Annotated in this window: 10 protein-coding genes; 9 read left to right on the top strand and 1 reads right to left on the bottom strand. The window is 69.8% G+C overall.

The annotated features are described in order from the left end of the window. The first annotated feature begins 149 nt into the window (after nt 1–149). The 4 genes from A37E_RS0106495 to A37E_RS0106480 are packed head-to-tail and all read left to right on the top strand — an operon-like array spanning nt 150 to nt 12,552. Complete coding sequence (locus A37E_RS0106495) at nt 150–9,395, top strand: type I polyketide synthase (RefSeq protein WP_029555871.1); 9,246 nt, start codon at nt 150–152, stop codon at nt 9,393–9,395. Between the two features lie 52 nt (nt 9,396–9,447). Continuing rightward, nucleotides 9,448–10,638, top strand: a complete 1,191-nt coding sequence (locus A37E_RS0106490; RefSeq protein ID WP_051678840.1) for an efflux RND transporter periplasmic adaptor subunit — start codon at nt 9,448–9,450, stop codon at nt 10,636–10,638. Between the two features lie 10 nt (nt 10,639–10,648). Then, nucleotides 10,649–11,794, top strand: a complete 1,146-nt coding sequence (locus A37E_RS0106485) for an ABC transporter permease (RefSeq protein ID WP_024280980.1) — start codon at nt 10,649–10,651, stop codon at nt 11,792–11,794. Further along, entirely contained in the window at nt 11,791–12,552 is a 762-nt protein-coding gene (locus A37E_RS0106480; RefSeq protein ID WP_081837482.1) for an ABC transporter ATP-binding protein, read from the top strand. Before A37E_RS0106485 ends, A37E_RS0106480 begins: the two co-directional genes overlap by 4 nt. A 165-nt stretch (nt 12,553–12,717) precedes the next feature. On the opposite strand, the gene A37E_RS0106475 is transcribed toward A37E_RS0106480, so the two are convergent. Beyond that, nucleotides 12,718–13,266, bottom strand: a complete 549-nt coding sequence (locus A37E_RS0106475; RefSeq protein ID WP_245279280.1) for a MarR family winged helix-turn-helix transcriptional regulator — start codon at nt 13,264–13,266, stop codon at nt 12,718–12,720. A gap of 189 nt (nt 13,267–13,455) precedes the next feature. Between A37E_RS0106475 and A37E_RS0106470 the strand changes: the two genes are divergently transcribed. The 5 genes from A37E_RS0106470 (at nt 13,456) to A37E_RS0106450 (ending at nt 18,742) form a co-directional block, all read left to right on the top strand. Then, nucleotides 13,456–13,986, top strand: a complete 531-nt coding sequence (locus A37E_RS0106470) for a flavin reductase family protein (RefSeq protein WP_051678839.1) — start codon at nt 13,456–13,458, stop codon at nt 13,984–13,986. Nucleotides 13,987–14,007: 21 nt separating this feature from the next. After that, the gene (locus A37E_RS0106465) at nt 14,008–15,495 is read left to right on the top strand and encodes a 4-hydroxyphenylacetate 3-hydroxylase N-terminal domain-containing protein (RefSeq protein ID WP_029555866.1); all 1,488 of its coding nucleotides are present in this window, start codon (nt 14,008–14,010) and stop codon (nt 15,493–15,495) included. Between the two features lie 26 nt (nt 15,496–15,521). Then, nucleotides 15,522–15,902 (top strand): hypothetical protein, encoded by a 381-nt coding sequence (locus A37E_RS0106460; protein WP_029555865.1) that lies wholly within the window; start codon nt 15,522–15,524, stop codon nt 15,900–15,902. Nucleotides 15,903–15,928: 26 nt separating this feature from the next. Then, the gene (locus tag A37E_RS0106455; protein ID WP_029555864.1) at nt 15,929–17,275 is read left to right on the top strand and encodes an amidase; all 1,347 of its coding nucleotides are present in this window, start codon (nt 15,929–15,931) and stop codon (nt 17,273–17,275) included. A 171-nt stretch (nt 17,276–17,446) separates the two neighbouring features. Continuing rightward, nucleotides 17,447–18,742: a PrpF domain-containing protein gene (locus tag A37E_RS0106450; RefSeq protein ID WP_051678838.1), complete on the top strand. Its 1,296-nt coding sequence runs from the start codon at nt 17,447–17,449 to the stop codon at nt 18,740–18,742. The last annotated feature ends 19 nt before the right edge of the window (nt 18,743–18,761 follow it).

Raw genomic sequence — 18,761 nt, 5'->3', positions numbered from 1 at the left:
GAAGCAGAATGACCGGTAGTCTGGTAAATATACTTCGTATCATAATACCATTTAAAAGTATTTATGCGTTCACTCAAGAATTGGTGATGACAACATTTTTGGTATGAGCCTATTTTGCGGTGCGGGATCACACGGAAGGGGCGCTTCCGATGGACAGTGTCGATCTGCTCGACGGCGAGCTGAAAGCCGTCGCCTCCCACACGCTTGCCGAACCCCGGCTCACCGAATCCCTGGCCGTCGCCGTGGTCGGCATCGGCTGCCGCTTTCCCGGCGGCATCGCGAGCGGGGCCGATTATTGGTCCTTCCTCGTCGGCAAACGATGCGGCATCCGGGAAATTCCGGCCGATCGCTGGAATTACCGCAACTATTACGATGCGGACCCCGAATGCGCGGGGCGCTCCTATTCCAAATGGGGCGGTTTCCTCACCGGCGACGTGTTCCACTTCGATCCCGCCTTCTTCGACATGGCCCCGCGCGAGGTCATGTCCATGGACCCGCAGCAGCGGCTGCTGCTGCAGGTGGCGTTCGAGACCGTCGAGGATTCGGGCATCACCCTGCGCACGCTGCAGAAGAAGCGCACCGGTGTTTTCGTGGGCATCTCCACGTCCGATTTCAGCTATTCCCAGCGCTACCGGCGCGTCGCCACCGACATCTTCGCCGGCACCGGTTCGGCCTATTCCATCGCCGCCAACCGCATCTCCCACCGGCTCGACCTCAACGGACCGAGCATCGCCCTCGACACCGCCTGCTCGTCGGCGCTGGTGGCGGTGGATCAGGCGATCCGCCATCTCTCCATGGGCACCTGCGACGTGGCCCTGGCCGGCGGCGTGAACATGATGCTGGACCCCGGCCCGTTCGTCGCCTTCTCCAGCGCCAACATGCTGTCCGCGACGGGCGCCATCTACACCTTCGATGCCCGCGCCGACGGCTTCGTGCGCGGCGAGGGCTGCGGCCTTGTGCTGCTGAAGCCGCTCGCCCGCGCGGTGGCGGACGGCGACCGCATCTATGGCGTGCTGCGCGGCTCCACCGTGAACCAGGACGGCCGCACGCCGACCCTCACCGCCCCCAGCGACGTGGCCCAGACAGCCATGCTCAACAGCCTCTTGGAGCAGACCGGCATCGATCCGGAAGACGTGGGCTATGTGGAGGCCCACGGCACCGGCACGCCGGTGGGCGACCCCATCGAGGCGAGCGCCATCGGCCGCGTGTTCGGCGCCGGCCGCGTGGACCGGCCGGTGCTGGTGGGCTCCTTCAAGCCCAATCTCGGCCATCTGGAATCCGCCTCCGGCATCGCCGGCCTCATCAAGATCGTGCTCTCGGCGCACCACGGCATCGTGCCACCGAACCTCAATTTCGAGCGGCCGAACCCCAACATCCCGTTCGACGCCCTCGGCCTGAAAGTGCCGGTGGAGCCGACGCCCTACGATGCCGAGGACGGGGTGCGCCTCAGCGTGGTCAACTCCTTCGGCTTCGGCGGCACCAATGCCTCGGTGGCGGTGGAGAGTTGGCACGGCGGGGGACGCGCCGCGAAGGCCGTGCCCGCGCGGGCCGTGCCCTCGGATGATCCCGCCTTCATTCCCCTCTCTGCCAACGGCAAGCCGGGGCTCGCCCTCTGGGCCGAGGAAATGGCCGAGGCGGTGGACATGGGCGGCGCCCTCGCCGGCGTGTCCTATGACAGCCTCTCGCAGGTGCTGAAGACCAGCCGCGACCATCTGAGCGAGCGCGCGGTCCTTCTCGCCGACCGCGCCGCGCAGGATCTGCCGTACAAGCTGCGCATGCTGGCGCTGGGCGCCGATGCGCCGGCCGAGGAGGCGGAGGCCGTCGCCCCCTACGTCATCACCGGCCGCGCCCGTCCGCGCCGGCTCGCCTTCACCTTCTCGGGGCAGGGCGGACAATGGTGGGCCATGGGCCGCAAGCTGCTCACCACCGAGCCCACCTACCGCGCCTTCGTGGACGAATTCGACGCCGTGCTGAAGCCGTGGACCGGCTGGTCCGTGGTGGAGGAGGTGCTGAAGGCTGAGGACAAGACCCGCATCAATGATGCGGACGTGACGCAGGCCTCCATCTTCACCATGCAGGTCGGCCTCTACCGCATGTGGCGCGAGCGCGGCCTCACCCCGGAACTGCTGGTGGGCCACAGCTTCGGCGAGGTGGCGACCACCTACATCGCCGGCTGCATCGACCTCGAAACCTGCGCGAAGATCATCTACCACCGCGGCCTCATCCCCCACGGCAGCACGCGGCGCGGCGCCATGGCGACGCTGGGCGTCACCTACGACCAGCTCGCGCCCCTCCTTCCGGATGACGGCAGCGTGGTGGTGGCGGCCTATAACGGCCCCACGGCCCAGACCATCTCCGGCATGGAAGCGCCGGTGGATGCGGTGCTCGCCGAGGTGCGTCGGCTGTTCCCGGATGTCACCGCCCGCCGCCTCACCATGGATTTCGGCTGGCACTCGCCCCACCTCGACGATTGCGAGGCCAAGTTCCGCGCCGGCCTCGGCGAGATCGACTGGAAGCCGCCGTCCATCCCCATCGTCTCCACCGTCACCGCCATGCTGGAGACGCGGTTCGACAGCGAATACTGGTGGCAGAACCTGCGCCAGCCGGTGAATTACAAGAAGGCCATCGATTTCTGCCTCGATCTCGGCATCGACGCCTTCCTGGAGCTGGGGCCGCACCGCACGGTGACGCCGCTCATCCACGGCATCGCGCAGGAGCGCAACGCCTCGGTGGTGGCCATGCCCTCGCTGGAGCGGCAGGGCGATGATCGCCTCGTCATGGCCCGCTCCATGGCGAGCCTTTATGTGAACGGCGTCGCCTTCGACTGGACCGAGGCGGCGAAGGATGCGGAGGCCGACGCCCCCGCCCGCGCGGAGCATCTGGCCCTGCCGCGCCGCCCCTGGGCCAACGAGCGGCTGGTGCAACTGCCGCTTGAGGCCAAGCAATTCCTGTTCGATGCCGACCGCCACCCCTTGCTCGGCTGGCGCGAGAGCGGGCCGGAGCCGTCCTGGACCAACGAACTCACGCTGAAGAGCCTGAAGTATCTCGCCGACCATCGTCCCGGCGGGGACTGCCTGTTCCCGACCGTCGGCTATGTGGAGATGATGGCGGCGGCGCTGCGCGAGCTGTTCGGCGCCGCTCCGGTGGAACTGCGCGACTTCAAGATCATGGAGGCGCTCTCCATCGGGTCCGACGACGTGGTGCTGCTGCGCACCTCCTATGATCCCGTCACCAGCCGCCTGCGCATCTCTTCGCTCAAGCGCGACACGGAGGAGGACTGGCGCCTGCGCGTGGAAGCCTATGGCTGGCAGCATGCCTTCACGCTTCCGAAGGCGAAGTTCGACCCGGCCGTGCTCTCCGGCACCCCCGCCATCACGCGGGAGGATTTCTATCGCCTCACCGCCCGCCACGGGCTCGATTACGGCCCGAGCTTCCAGGCGGTGGAGGCGCTGTGGCTGCCCGGCCCGCGCCATGCGGTGGCGCGCATCGTCAGCGCCGAGGCGGCGCGGCGCACCGGCTTTGTCGCCTTTCCCGGCCTGTTCGATTCCGTGTTGCAGGCCGGCCTCGTGGTGGACGACGTGGATGCGGGCCTCTGGATTCCCGGCGAGCCTTTGCCTGACATGGAGGAGGTGGGCGGCAAGTATCGCCTCATGCTCCCGGTGGGCATCCGCAAGGTGATGGTGGCCGGCCCGCTGCCGAGCGAGGTGATCTGCGAGTTCTTCACCGATCCGCGCGACGACACCGGCATCTATCGCGTCTACGCGCCGGACGGCACGCCGCTGCTGGCGGTGGAGAACCTCCAGGTGAAGACCCTCGGCGCGCTCAAGGCTGCGACCGGCGAGGGCGCCGTCGTCATCGACGAGACCTATGAGAGCGATGCCGACAAGCCGCCGGCCCCGCTGCGCACCGGCCGCTGGCTGCTGGTGAGCGGCGATGCCGCCGAGACCGCGCCACTGGTTGCGACGCTTCAGGCGCAGGGCTCGACGGTGGAGACCATGGACCCGGCGCCCCTGTTCGCCATGGAGGCGGACGCCTTCACTGCGCAGGTGGAAGGCATGCTCGCGGCGCCGGAAGGGCTCGTTGGCATCATCTATGCCGCCACTGCCGGCACACATCTCGGCGACCCCGAAGCCCTCTCCACCGAGGCGCTGCTGGCGGCGGTGGAGCCGGCTGCCAATGGCCTCGTCACGGTCGGCAAGGCGCTGGACCTTCTGCGCACCGCGTCCCTGCGGCCCACCCTCGTGGTGCTCGGCCGCGCCGGGCGGCGGGTGCCGGGCGACGGCGCCATGACCACGGACGGCCTCGCCGATGCGCCGCTCCTCGGCCTCACCCGCACCATCGCCAATGAATGCCCCGAATTCGCCGTCCGCCATGTGGACGCGGACGCCGCGGCCTTCGCCGCCGGGGCGACGCTGGCCCAGGCGGTGGCGGAGGAGAGCGCGGAGGCGGAGATCGTGCTGCGCGGCGCCGGCCGCCTCGTGCCGCGCCTGCGCCAGAGCGAGCTTTCCGCCCAGGCGCCGAAGCATCGCTTGATCGCGGCGGCAACCGACCGCTCCAACTTCACCGTGACGATGACCCAGCCCGGCGTCATCGACAATGTGGTGCTGCGCGAGTGCCGTTATCCCGCCCCCAAGGCGGGCGAGGTGGTGGTCGAGGTTGCGGCCGTGGGCCTCAACTTCCGCGACATCATGGCCGCCACCTCCATCCTGCCGGACGAGCAGGATGGCGAGGGCGCGTGGTGGCGCAATCTCGGCCTCGAATTCGCCGGCACCATCCAGAGCGTGGGCGAGGGCGTGACCGGCTTCAAGGTCGGCGACCGGGTGATGGGCATGGGCAAGGGCTTCCTGCGCCGCTTCGCCGCCGCCGATGCCCGCTTCCTCATGCATGTGCCGGATCATGTGGACCTGAAGGACGCGGCGACCCTGCCGGCGGCCTTCATGACCGCCCATTATTCCCTCGTGGACATCGGCCGCCTGCTGCCGGAGGAGCAGGTGCTGGTGCATCTCGCCACCGGCGGCGTGGGCCTCGCAGCCATTCAGGTGGCGCGCAACATCGGCGCCGGGATCCTCGCCTCCGCCGGCTCGGATGCGAAGCGCGATCATCTGCGCGCGCTGGGCATCACCTGCGTGATGAACTCGCGCAGCCTCGAATTCGCCGAGGACGTGCGCGCGGCCACGAGCGGGCGCGGCGTGGACGTGGTGCTGAACGCGCTTTCGGGCGCCGGCATCGACAAGGGGCTGGAATGCCTCGCGCCGTTCGGCCGCTTCGTGGAGATCGGCAAGCGCGACCTCGCGCAGGACAAGCCCATCGGCCTCAAGTCCCTCTATTACAACAATTCCTACTCCGTCATCGACCTCTCCACCATCGCCGACGAGCGCCCCGCGCGGCTCTCCTCGTTGCTGCGGGCGGTGGAAGCGGAGGTGGCGCGCGGCACGTACCGGCCGCTGGTGGCGACGCGCTTCCCCGTGTCGCGGGCGGCGGACGCCATGCGCCTGTTCGCCAAGGCGCAGCACATCGGCAAGGTCGTGCTCACCTTCGACGAGCCGGAGGTGGAGGTGGAAATCGACCTCGCCCAGCCCATGCAGCTCTCGGGCGAGGCGAGCTATCTCGTCACCGGCGGTCTGCGCGGCTTCGGTGTCGCGGTGGCGGATTATCTCAGCAAGGCCGGCGCCGGCCGCCTGCTGCTCGCCGGCCGCAACGGCACGCCGGATGAGGATGCGGCGCCGGTCATCGAAGCCATCAAGGCGCGGGGCACCGAGGTGGTGCCGCTCGCCCTCGATGTCACCGATCCTGAAGCGGTGGAGGCGGTGATCGCCGCGCATGCCGCGTCCGACAAGCCGCTAAAGGGCATCGTCCATGGCGCGGCGGTGATCGAGGACGGCTTCCTCGCCCAGCTCGACGCGGCGCAGATCAGCCGCGTCATCCGCCCCAAGGTGGGCGGCGGCTGGAGCCTCCACCGCGCGGTGGCGAAGCACGGCGTGGCGCTGGATTTCTTCGTCAGCTTCTCCTCGCTGGCGCAGGTCATCGGCAGCCCCGGACAGGCGAACTACACGGCGGCCAACGCCTTCCTCAATGCGCTCGGTTCGTTCCGCAAGGGGCGGGGTTTCGCCGGCTCGTCGGTGGCGTGGGGCTCCATCGCCGGCTCGGGCTTCGTCTCCCGCTCCGAGGCGCTGGGCAATTATCTCGAAAGCATCGGCATGAAGCCGGTGCCGGACACGGAAGCTGCCGCCTCGCTCGGCACGTTGCTGCGCGCGGAGGAGGAGAACCCCGCCTTCGCCCGCGCCGACTGGTCCGCCATCGCCCGCGCGCTCTCCCGCACCGCCGCGACGGGGCGGGTGAAGCCGCTGCTGGCGCAGCGTTCCGCCGGCCGCTCGCGCATCCAGGCGGATCTTCTCGCCGCCCCCCGCGAGCAGTGGGACGCCATGCTCGCTGACCTCATCCGCGGCGAGGTGGCGAAGGTGCTGAAGGTGGCCGCCGCCGATATCCCGCCCGACCGGCGCCTGTCGGAACTGGGGCTGGATTCCCTCTCCTCCTTCGAGCTGAAGAACCGCATCGAGGCGCATGTGGATGTGAACATCCCCGTGGCCAAGTTCCTGCAAACGCCCACCATCACCGGCCTCTCCGGCGTGGTGGCAGCCACCTTCGAGGCGGCGCAGAAGGCCCGCGCGGCCAGCGCGGAAGCCCTCGCGGCCGGTGGCGAAGGGGCGGCCGGAAGCGCCGGCCCGCTCGCCTTCCGCCCGCTGGTGCGGCAGGAGGCGATGCTGGCCCTCGCCACCCGCTCCATGACCACGCAGGCCGTGCGCGGCGCGTTGGAGGTGGCGGCCTCGCGCGCCGTCCCGGCCGGGCTCGTCTTCGAACAGCTCGCGCAGGCGCTCTCCGACCTCGCGGCGGCGCAAGACGCCCTGCGCCTCACCGCCACCGAGACCGGCGCCATCGTGCTCAACGGCGCGCCCGATCTCGAATGGGTCGCCTCCGCCGAAGCCATCGCCCCGGTGACGCAGCCGGGGCCGCTGTGGCGGTTCGGCGTCTCCAAGGGTGAAGATGGCGCGCTCACGCTCCATGCCCGCGCCCACCGCGCGGCGGCGGATGCGCTCTCGCCCCATCTCGCCCTCGCTGCTTTGATCGCGGCCGTGGAGACGGTACCCGTCCCCGGCGCGCCCTTCACCGCGTTTGCGGCAGAGGGGCGTCCGGCCGATGGCGCGCCGGAGCAGGGGCGTCATCTCGCCTTCTGGAAGGAAGTGCTGCGCGCCGTGCCGCCCGCGCTCAAGACCGGCGTGCGCTCGCTGGCGCTGGCGCCGGCCGGCTTCGGCATCAATCGCGGGCCGGTGGGGCGCATCTCCGCCCGCATCGCCATGCCCGGCTTCGCCGCTTTGCCGGCGACCGAGCAGGAGGCGCTGCTGCTCTCCGCTCTCGCCCGCACCCTCGCGACGCGCCACGGCGCGACGGCGCTCGCCATCGAGTGCCATGACCCGGCGCGGCACGACGGGCTGCTCGGCCCGGTCTCCACCTCCGTGCCGCTGCTGCTGGACCGGCTGTGCGAAGCCGACCGGCTGGTGCGCCGCACCCACCAGCGTCTCGCCATGGCCCGCGATCACCGGCCCATCGATACGGCGGCGCTGGAATCCATCCTCGGCGCCAGGCTCAATGCCGCCGGGGCGGCGCTCCGGCAACTGGGCTTCTCCTATGTGGATGCCGCCTCCGCCGCGGCGCTCGCCGCGCTCGGCATCGCCGATCCGCTAGCGGCGCTGGCCGATCCGTTCAACGAGCTGCGCCTCGATGCGGTGGCAGAGGGCGATGGCGTGCGCCTCGTCCTCGCGCTCGACACGGCGGCCTTCGATGCCGGGGCCGGGCGCCCCTTCCTCGATGCCTTCGCCACGACGCTGGAGGCGCTCGGCGGCAGTGCCGCAAGCGTCTGCGACGCCACATGGCACGCTCCCGCCGAACCCCTGCGCCGCACGGCTGCGGCGGTGCCCGAGCCGGTGGCGGTGGCGTCCGCGCCGGTACATGTGAGCGGCGAGCGGGAGGTGCCCCTCTCGCTCAAGCAGGGTCTGCTGCTGCGCTCCTTCCTGAAGCCCGAGACCGGCCATGCCTGCCGGTCCGCCTGGACGGTCAACCGCGCCTTCCGCATCACCCCGCGCATGGATCTCGAACGCCTGCGCCGCGCGCTCAAGCTGGTGGAGGAGCGGCAGGAGGCGCTGCGCTCGCGCTTCGTGCTGGGCGACGACGGGCGTCCGCGCGTCTTTATCCTGCCCCCCGGCGAGCCGCCTTTGGTGGTGGAGGACATGCCGGAGGCCGGCGAGGCGGAAGTCGAGGCCCGCATCGTCGCCCTCATGGACGACGAGATGGACCCCTTCACCAACCCGCCCTATCGCATCACCGTCCTGCGCTGCGGGCCGGAGGGCGACGTGGTGGTGGCGCACGGACACCATACGGTGTTCGACGGCTGGTCCCTCGGCCTGTTCGTGGAAGAGCTGTTCCAGGCCTTCCTCGGCATCCCGTTGCCGCCGCCGGAGATGGATGTGGCGACCTACGTCAACACCTTCGAGCGGGCGACGGACCCCGCCTTCATGGCCGAGCGCGACGCCTATCTGCGCAGCCTCTATGCGGTGGACCCGCCCCCGGTGCCGCACTTCGGCCGCCGGGCCAAGGGCCTCACGCCGAACTTCGACCTCACCCAGGGCGGGCTGTCCGGCGAGATGTTTGCCTTCCTCAGTGTCGACGGCCAGCAGCGGCTGCAAACCCGTGCCCGGGCCGCCGGCGTCACCGAGACGGCGCTGCTCATCGCCGCCGTCGCCCAGACGGTGGCGGCGCGCGGCGGGGTGGATGACGTGATGCTCAACGTGCCCGCCGCCATGCGCACCGACCGCCGGCTCAACGGCTTCATCAGCTGGGTCGCCGGCTCGGCCTTGCTCCGGGCGCCGGCCCGCGCGCTGCCGAAGCTGGAGACGCTGGCCGCGAGCCTCGCCGACCAGCTCAACCGCGCCATGCCCTATGTGCCGTTCGAATATGCGGCGCTGGACGGCGCGGTGCATGACGAGGTGATCGCCGCCGGCTCGTATCTCGCCCTGTACCAGACCGGCATGCAGGCGCCGGACCGGTTCGCGCGGGGCGCCACCACCTCCACGCTGCAACGGCAGGGCAAGAGCGAGGTGCTGGACCTCGGCCACATCAAGGTCGCGCCCGTCAGCTCGCGGCTCATGCGCTACGCCATCAACGAGTTCGACCTGCGCTCCTTCCAGAGCACGGACGGGCTCGCCTACCGCCTCGGCTTCGACCTCACCGCCTTGACTCCCGCCGAAGGGCGCGGCCTCTTGGAGGAGGTGCTGGACCGGATGGAACTCGGCGGCGACGGCTGCACCGCCATCGTCGATGCGGACGAGGAGCAGCCCGCGTGAGCCTCTTCGAAGACTTTGCACCCCCCATCGTCGCGCGTCGCGGGGGGCGCTCGTGAAGCCGGAGCGCGTCCAGCCCGTTCACCTCAAGCCCGACCATTCGGCCGGGTGGCGGCGCTTCGCCGTGGTCATGCTCCTCATCCTCGCGGCGGGCGGCGCCGGCTTCTGGTGGTATGTGCTGCCGGTGCCGGTGGCGTACCACGAGGTGCGCCTGCGGATGATGAGCCTAGAGATCAACGGCCCCGGCATCCTCGACGCCATCAATCGCGTGGTGGTGACGAGCCGCATCCAGGGCTTTCTCAAAGTCATCGAGGCCGACCGCAACGACACGGTGAAGCGCGGGCAGGTGCTGGCCCGCCTCGAATCCGTCGACCTCCAGAACCAGCTCGCCGCTGCCCAGGCGGAGGCGAGCGCCGCCGGGCGCATGGTGACGGAGGCGCAGGCCGATCGCGCCCGCGCGCAGGCGGTGCTCGACAAGACCAAGATCGAGTTCGAGCGGCGCACGACCCTCGTGCGCCTCAACGCCGCCTCGCAGGCGGAGCTGACCACCACGGAAGCCGCCTTCAAGCAGGCCGAGGCAGACATGGCCCGCTCGGAGGCCGGCATCGAGCGGGCGCGTGCGCAGCTCCTCTCGCAGGAGGCCAATGTGAAGGTGCTGGAGGCGCGCCTCGGCGAGGCCACCATCAGCGCGCCGCTGGACGGCGTGGTCATCTCCCGCGAGCGCAATCCCGGCGACCTGCTGCTGCCGGGGGCCAATTTGATGCAGGTGGTGGAGCTGTCCTCCATCATCATTTCCGCCCGCTTCGACGAGTCCGCCCGCGCCACCATCAAGGCCGGCCAGCCGGCGCGCATCACCTTTGCCGCCGGTCCCGGACGGGTGTGGAACGGCAAGGTGCTGCGCCTGTCACGGCAGGTGGACCAGGAGACGCGCGAGTTCACCGCCGACATCACGCTGGATTCCCTGCCCGAGAGCTGGGCCATGGGCCAGCGCGCCAACGTGGCGGTGGAGGCGCAATCGCCGGAGCAGGTCATCGGCATTCCGGAATCGCTGGTGATCCGCCGCGACGGCCGGGCCGGCGTGTGGCTGGCGCAGCGCGGCCGCGCGGCCTGGACGCCGGTGACACTCGGCTACATCAGCGGCTCCAACGTGGTGGTGACGCGCGGGCTGAAGGAGGGCGACGTGGTGCTGGCCCCGGCGGGGCGCTACGCCTTCCAGCCGGTCAGCCTCGGCACGAAGCTGCCCTGAGGCCTCTCACATGAACATCGCCCTGAAGGACATGCGCTTTTCCGCCCTGCGCTTCGCGCTGACGGCGGTGGGCATCGGCATGCTGCTGGGGGCGACCATGGGGATGATCGGCCTTTATCGCGGCATCGTCCACGAGGCGCTGCTCATCATCAACGACATCGGCGCCGACCTGTGGGTGGTGGAGGGCGGGCGCTCCGGCCCCTTCGCCGAGACCTCGGCGGTGCCGGCCAATCTCGACCGGCGGGTGGAGGGCGTGCCGGGGGTGGATTCCACCCGCCGCTTCATCCAGTACAACCAGCAATACACGATCGACGGCAAGCCGGTGCGCCTCGCCGTGACCGGGGTGGACTACCCCAAGGATTCCGCCGCCTGGATCCCGCTCATCGACGGGCGCGCCTTCCGCTCCACCCGCTATGAGGCCATCGCCGACCAGTCCACGGGGCTCCTCGTGGGCGACGTGATCCGCCTCGGCCATGACGACTACACGGTGGTGGGCCTCACCAAGGGCCAGGTGGACATGGGCGGCGACGGCATGTTCTTCGTCACCATCCCGGATGCCCAGTCCATCAACCGCGTGCTGCCCTCCGAGGCGGTGCTGCTGAACCGCCTCGCCAAGGGCCGTTCGCGCATGGGGATGGGGGATGGCGGCTCCATCGCCGCGGTGATGGTGGAGCTGAAGCCCAATGCCGACGTGAAGGAGGTGCAGCGCCGCATCAAGGCGTGGGGCGACGTGGAAGTGCTGACCCAGGACGAGGAGCGCGACATGCTGCTGAACGGCCGCCTGTGGCGCCTCAGGGTGCAGATCCTCGCCTTCACCGCCATGACGCTGCTGGTGGCGGGCTCCATCATCGCGCTGACGATCTACATGCTGACGCTGGAAAAGATCAACCAGATCGCCCTTCTGAAGCTCATCGGGGCGCGGGACCGCGTCATCATCGGGCTCATCGTGCAGCAGGCGCTGTGGATCGGCGTGCTGGGCTATGGGGTGGCGCTCGCCATCTCCTTCACCCTCTATCCCAATTTCCCGCGCACCGTGCTGCTGCTGCCGGACGACCTCGCCTGGATCGCCTTCACCCTCTTCCTCATCAGCCTGTTCGCCAGCTGGTTCGCCATCCGCCGCGCCATGCGGGTGCGGGCGCAGGAGGTGCTGGCATGAGCGCCCTCGCGGGAACCGCCCCGGCCCCCCGCCTCGCCCCGCCGTCGCCGGACGTGGTGATGGAGGTGCGCGGCGCCAGCAAGATCTACCTCTCCGGCCCCAATGCGGTGGCCGCGCTCTCGGACATGACGCTGGCGCTGAATGCCGGCGAGCTGACCGGCATCGTCGGCCCCTCCGGCTCCGGCAAGACCACCTTCCTGATGATCGCCGGCCTGCTGGAGCCGCCCTCCACCGGCGTCGTCCACTTCCGCGGCCGGCCCATCGCCGATCCGCAGACCAAGCTCAACAGCCTGCGCGACTTCCGCCGCACCCATGTGGGCTTCATCTTCCAGAAGGCGAACCTCATCCCCTTCCTGACCGCCGTTGAGAACGTGCAGATCGCGCTGGAGATCAATGATGTCAGGCCGAAGCTGGCGCGGGAGCGGGCACGGGAGCTGCTGGACCAGTTCGGCCTCGGCCAGCGCGAGGACAATTACCCCACCCAGCTCTCCGGCGGCGAGCAGCAGCGCGTCTCCATCGCCCGGGCTCTGGCCAACGATCCGGTGCTGCTGCTGGCGGACGAGCCCACGGCGGCGCTGGACGGCACGCGCGGCCGGCAGGTGATGGAGGTATTCCGGGCGCTGGCCGACGAGCGGCAGGTGGCGGTGGGCGTCGTCACCCACGATCCGCGCTGGTCGGACATCTTCGACCGCATCGTGGAGATGAGCGACGGCCGCATGGTGTCGGAGCGGGCCGGGGGCGTGGCGGGGCATCAGTAGGCACGTTGTCATCCCCCGGCTCGTCCGGGGGATCCACCGCGCGGCTGGGCCGGCTCGTGGTGTTCGCGCACCGAGCTGGCGGCCGGGTGGATGCCCCGGACGCGCCGGGGCATGACGGTGCGAGAAAGCGCGGGACGTGTCCGGGGCGCGAGGGCGGCGCGCTCCTCACACCAGCGGCGAGACCTGCTCGCGCGCCGTCTCGATCTTCCCGTCGGGCGCCAGATAGTCGATCAGCTTCAGGGTGCGTTCGCCGGTGCCGGCGAGCTTGGCGATGATGGAGCGCATGGCGCGGAATTCGCTCCCCGAGAGCGGGCCGAACAGGGTGTCGTTGGCCGGCGCCTGCACCCGCGTCAGCTCGGCGAGGCGCTGCTCGGCCTCGGGCGTGACGGAGAGCAGCACCCGGCGGCGGTCGCTGGGATTGACGGCCTTGCTGACGAGGCCCGCGGCGACGAGCTTGTTGATCTCGATGGTGACGAAGGCGCCCGACAGGTGCAGGTGCTCGGCGAGGGTGGCGACGCCCAGTTCCGGCACCTTGCCGGTCAGCCGGGCGATGGACATCAGGATCGTGTACTGCGTGCCCGACAGGCCGATGAGGCCGCCGAGGCGGTTGCGCACCTCCTGGATGGCGGCCGCGAAGGCGAGCATGTCGTGCACCAGCTCACGGAATTCGGTGTCCGAACCATCGATCAGCAAGGCGGCGCGTGACGCTGTCAAAGGCAGCGGCCTCCGGCCCCGCCCGTTCTTCGTCTGAGGCATGAACGCGTGCTCCCGCGCACCGTGGACCCTCCCCCTGCAGAGGGGCGGCACGCCGACATGTTTTTAGCCGGGCAGGGGGCTTGACGTCCATCACCCATTTGATAATAGCTTTATAACAAAGCTATCAAGTGCTGTGGACATTGCCCCATGTCTTCGCCGCCCCCCCTGTCTTCGCCCCGCTCTCCGAGCGTCACCGCCTTCGATCCGCGCGCCTTCCGCCAGACGCTGGGGGCATTCGCGACCGGCATCGCCGTGGTGGCGGCCGAGGCGGCCGACGGAACGCTCATCGGCATGACCATGAGCTCGTTCAATTCGGTCTCGCTGGACCCGCCGCTGGTGCTGTTTTCCGTTGCCCGCTCGGCGCTTTCGCTGCCGGCTCTGCGCACGGCGGCGGCCTACGGCATCTCCGTCCTCGCCCACGACCAGCAGGACCTGTCCGGCCGCTTCGCCCGTGCCCAGGGCGAGAAGTGGTCCGGCGTGGACCACCTGCGCGGCCATGGCGGCGCCCCGCTCCTTGCCGGTGCGGCAGCGCATCTGGAGTGCGTGCCCCACGCCATCCACGACGGCGGCGATCACGAAGTTTTCATCGCCCGCGTCGTCGCCCATCGCTCGGCTGCCGCCGAGCCGCTTATCTTCCATGCCGGACGCTACCGCACGCTTGCGGCCGTCGCCGGCTGAACCGAACTTGAGGACCCTGCCATGATCAAGACCGGTGCCGAGCATATCCAGAGCCTGAAGGACGGCCGCGAGATCTTCATCGACGGCCAAAACCTGTCCGATGCCACCACCCACCACGCCTTCCGCCGGTCCATCGCCTCGGTCGGCAAGATGTTCGACTTCCACAGCGCCCCGGAAAACCGGGAGCTGATGACCTTCGAGACCGACACCGGCACCCGCGCCAACCGCATCTGGCAGCTTCCCACCAGCTATGAGGAGCTGAAGACCCGCCGCCGGGGCCTCGAGGCCTGGACCGAGCTGCATGGCGGCTTCCTCGGCCGCGCGCCGGATCACGTCGCCTCCTGCATCTCCGGCATGTACATGGGCCTCGACCAGTTCGAGCTGTACGACCCGGCCCGCGCCCGCGCGCTGGCGGACTATTACCGCTACGCCCGCGACAACGACCTCTATCTCACCTACGTCATCATCAACCCGCAGGCCGACCGCTCCAAGAATGCGGCCGAGCAGGCCGACCCCTTCCTCTCCGCCGCCGTCGTGGACGAGGACACCTCGGGCATCACCGTGCGCGGCGCCAAGATGCTGGCCACCGGCGGCATCATGGCCAACGAGGTGTTCGTCACCTGCATCCAGCCCCTGCAGAAGGGCGAGGAGCCCTATGCGCTCTCCTTCTGCATCCCGATGAATGCGAAGGGCCTGAAGATCCTCTCCCGCAAGTCCTATGAGGCGGGCGCGCCCAGCGTGTTCGACAACCCGCTGTCGAGCCGCTTCGACGAGAACGACGCGGTGCTCTACTTCGACGACGTGAAGGTGCCGTGGGACCGCATCTTCATCGCCCGCGACATCGCGATGACGAACAAGCAGTTCCACGCGACGCCGGCCCACGTCTACCAGAACTACCAGGCGCAGATCCGCCTCTCGGTGAAGCTGAAGTTCCTGCTCGGCATCGCCCGCCGCATCACCGAGGTGAACGGCACCACCAATTTCCCGCAGGTGCGCGAGACGCTGGGCCAGCTCGCCGCCGAGGCCGGCATGGTGGATGCCTTCGTCGCCGCCATGGAGGCGAAGGGCAGCTATTACGGCCCCTATTTCGTGCCCGACCGGCACACCCTCTATGCCGCGCAGACGCTGGCCCAGCAGCTCTACGGCAAGTTCATCACCACCCTGCGGGAGCTCGCCGGCGGCGGCATGATCATGCTGCCCTCCTCGGTGCACGACTACGAGAATGCCGAGCTGGCCCGCCTCATCGGCAAGACCCAGCAGTCGCCCGCCGCCAGCGCCGAGGAGAAGGTGAAGTTCTACAAGCTCACCTGGGACGCGGTGGGCTCGGAATTCGCCTCGCGCCATGCGCAGTACGAGATGTTCTATGCCGGCGCCTCCTTCGTGGTGAAGGGCCATTCCTTCCGCACCTATGACTGGGCGGGGGCGGAAAAGCTGCTCGCCGACATGCTCTCCTCCTACGCCCTCTCCGACGAGGTGAAGCCCTTCGCCGCCGCCCGCGCGGCCGAGTGATACTTGGTTCACTGGAAGACACAGCCATGGCCATCAACAAGATCCACGACGAGTTCCATACCCTGGACCTGACCACCGGATGGGAAGTGCCCCCCGGCTATCCCTCCGGCATCCAGCAGAAGATCCTCGCTGGCGCCCTCGACGAGGAGAACCGCGCCGGCTCGCGCTCGCGTCTCCTGAAGTTCGAGCCCGGCGTGTTCACCACCAAGCCCTTCGTGCACGAATACTGGGAAGAGGTGTTCCTCGTCTCCGGCGACCTCACGGTCGGCAATGACGACAAGGGCGAGGGCGGCGAGAGCTTCGCGCCCTTCACCTATGCGGTGCGTCCCCCGGGGGCCGTGCATGGGCCGTTCAAGTCGGATAAGGGCTGCATCCTGTTCGAAATCCATTATTTCGATCCGGCCTGATTCTTCCTCTTTGCGGACGCGCGCCCATGCAGCCCACCCTTGCCGCCCTCGCCGATGATCTCGCCTCCGGCCGCACCACGGCGCGGGCGCTGGTGGAGGACTGCATCGCCCGGATCGATGATCCGGACGGAGAGGGCGGGCGGGCCTTCGTGCGGGTGAACCGGGAGGCGGCCCGCGCGGCCGCCGATGCCCAGGACCTGCTGCGCAAGGCGGGGGCCGCGCCCTCGCCCTTCGCCGGCATCCCCATCGGGGTGAAGGACCTGTTCGACGTGGCCGGCGAGGTCACGGCGGCGGGCTCCAAGGTGCTGCTCGATTCTCCCCCGGCGAAGGCGGACGCTCCGGCCGTGGCGCGCCTGCGCCGGGCCGGCTTCGTGGTCGTCGGCCGCAACACCATGACCGAGTTCGCCTATTCCGGCTTGGGCATGAACCCCCACACCGGCAACCCCGCCGCCCCCTTCGAGCGGGCAACGGCTCCGCGCGTCTCCGGCGGCTCCTCCTCCGGCGGCGCGGTGGCGGTGGCGGATGGCATGGCCCATGCGGCGCTCGGCACCGACACGGGCGGCTCCTGCCGCATCCCGGCGGCCTTCTGCGGCCTCGTCGGCTTCAAGCCCACCGCCCGCCGCGTGCCGCGCGAGGGGGCCTTCCCGCTCTCCAGCACGCTGGATTCCATCGGCCCCATCGCCCGCTCGGTGGCCTGCTGCGCGGCGCTCGACACCATCCTTTCGGGCGGTGACGCGCCGCTGCCGGCGCGTCCGGTCGCGGGCCTGCGCCTGCTCGTGCCTACCACGGTCGCCCTCGACGGTCTTGACGCGCCTGTCGCCGCCGCCTTCGAGGCGGCGCTGGAGCGCCTCGCCAGGGCCGGCGCGCACATCGTCTCCGCGCCTTTCCCCGAGTTCGGCGAGATCGCCACCCTCAACGCCAAGGGCGGCTTTGCCGCGGCGGAGAGCTATGCGGTCCACCGCCGCCTGCTGGCCGAGAAGGGCGAGGGCTACGACCCGCGCGTCTCCGTGCGCGTCCGTCGCGGCTCCGAGCAGTCGGCCGCGGATTATGTGGAGCTGGTGGCGGCCCGCGCCGGTCTCGTCGCCCGCGCTGCCGCGCGGCTCGCCGGCTTCGATGCGCTGGCCCTGCCCACCGTCGCCATCGCCCCGCCGCGCATCGCCGACCTTCTGACCGACGACGACGCCTATGGCCGCGCCAATCTCATGGCCCTGCGCAACCCGACTCTCATCAACATGATCGACGGCTGCGCCATCTCCCTCCCCCTCACCGGCGAAGGCGGGCTGCCCGCCGGCCTCATGCTGGCCGGCGCCCCGGGGACGGATGCCGCCCTCTTCGCCGTGGCCGCCGGCGTCGAGGCCGCGCTGAAGGACTGAACGTCCGTCCCGCGAGGGGGCGATCGCCTGATCGCGCCCGCTCGTGATGACCTATGTCAACGCAGCCGTCCTGGAGGTGCCGCTAGCTTTGCAGCGGTTCACCGGGTCTCCGTTCGGAGGCCGAGATCAGGGACGCGATCGCCCAATGTGGCGGCGCGGCGGGCGGGCGCCATGGGCTTGTTTCACTTCGATCGCAATCTCGAGCAGACGCTGGCCCCCATCACCCTGATCCGGGGTGGCAGCAGCCGGGGGTTCTATTTCGAAGGGCGCAACGTCCCCCTGCCGGGCCAGGGGCTTGAAGAATTCCTGCTGGCCGTGCGCGGCTCGCCCGACCCGATGGGCATGGATGGTCTCGGCGGCAACACCATCCTGCAGTCGAAGACCGCCATCGTGCAGCCCTCCACGCGGGAGGGCGCCGATGTGGACTACACCTTCGTGCAGATCTTTCCCGACCAGCCGGCGACCGTCACCTACAAGATGAACTGCGGCAACATCTCGGCCGGGGTGCCGGTGTTCGCCCTGATGAAGAACATGATCCCGGGCGTCCGGGACGGCCGCCTCACCGTGCGCGCCTATTCGACCAACACGCAGAAGATGATGTACATGACCCTCGACGTGGCCAACGGCGAGGCGCTGGTGGATGGCCAGACCGCCATCGGCGGCGTGCCGGGGACGGGCGCGGAAATTCTGGTGGACTTCCGCGACCAAGGCGGCGGCTTCACCGGCCGGACCTTTCCCACCGGCAATCTGGTGGACACCGTCGTGCTGAGCGACGGCAGCAAGATCGATGTCACCATCGTCGACATGGTGAATATCTGCGGCTTCTTCCGGGCCGAGGACTTCGGGCTGGGCTGCACGGGCCTGGAACTGCCCTCGCCCACCGGCGCGGTGCTGACGCCGCCCGGCATGCTCGCCCGCCTCACCGAGCTGCGGCTGAAGATCGCCCAGTTGATCGGCTGGAACCAGTACACGATCGACACCATCGGCAAGGCGACGCTGCCCTTCGCCGTCTCGGTCGCCGCGCCCGCGACCTACACGGACCTCGACGGGCATGAGGTGAAGGCCGAGACGGTGGATGTCGTCGCGCGCTTCTATCTCGAATCGATCATGCATTCGGCGGCGCCGGGGAGCGGGTCCACCTGCCTCGCGGCCGCCGCGGCCATCCCCGGCACCGTGCCCAACCAGGCCCTGCGCGACGGCGCGCTGAAGGCAGGGAAGGGCGGGAGCCTGACGCTCGGCCATCCCAGCGGCACCTTCGCATTGAAGACCAGCCCCATTCTGGGCGCCGACCGGACCGCCGCCACCTTCTCCGAACTCAGCTTTCCGCGCACCGCGCGGATCATCTGCGACGGCACGGTCTACATCAAGGTCAACCGCCCGTCGGAACAGACGGCCTGGACGGTCGCCGACGATCTCGACGCGGCCTCCTACTTCCTGAGAGGCGAGGACATTTCGGTGCAGCGGTGAGCGGGTTCGCCCTGGGCCC

It is taken from the genome of Xanthobacter sp. 91, from assembly GCF_000702385.1.
Lineage (GTDB): Bacteria > Pseudomonadota > Alphaproteobacteria > Rhizobiales > Xanthobacteraceae > Xanthobacter > Xanthobacter aminoxidans.
The sequence above is the reverse complement of the archived record's forward strand: the minus strand, read 5'-3'. Positions and strand labels throughout refer to the sequence as shown.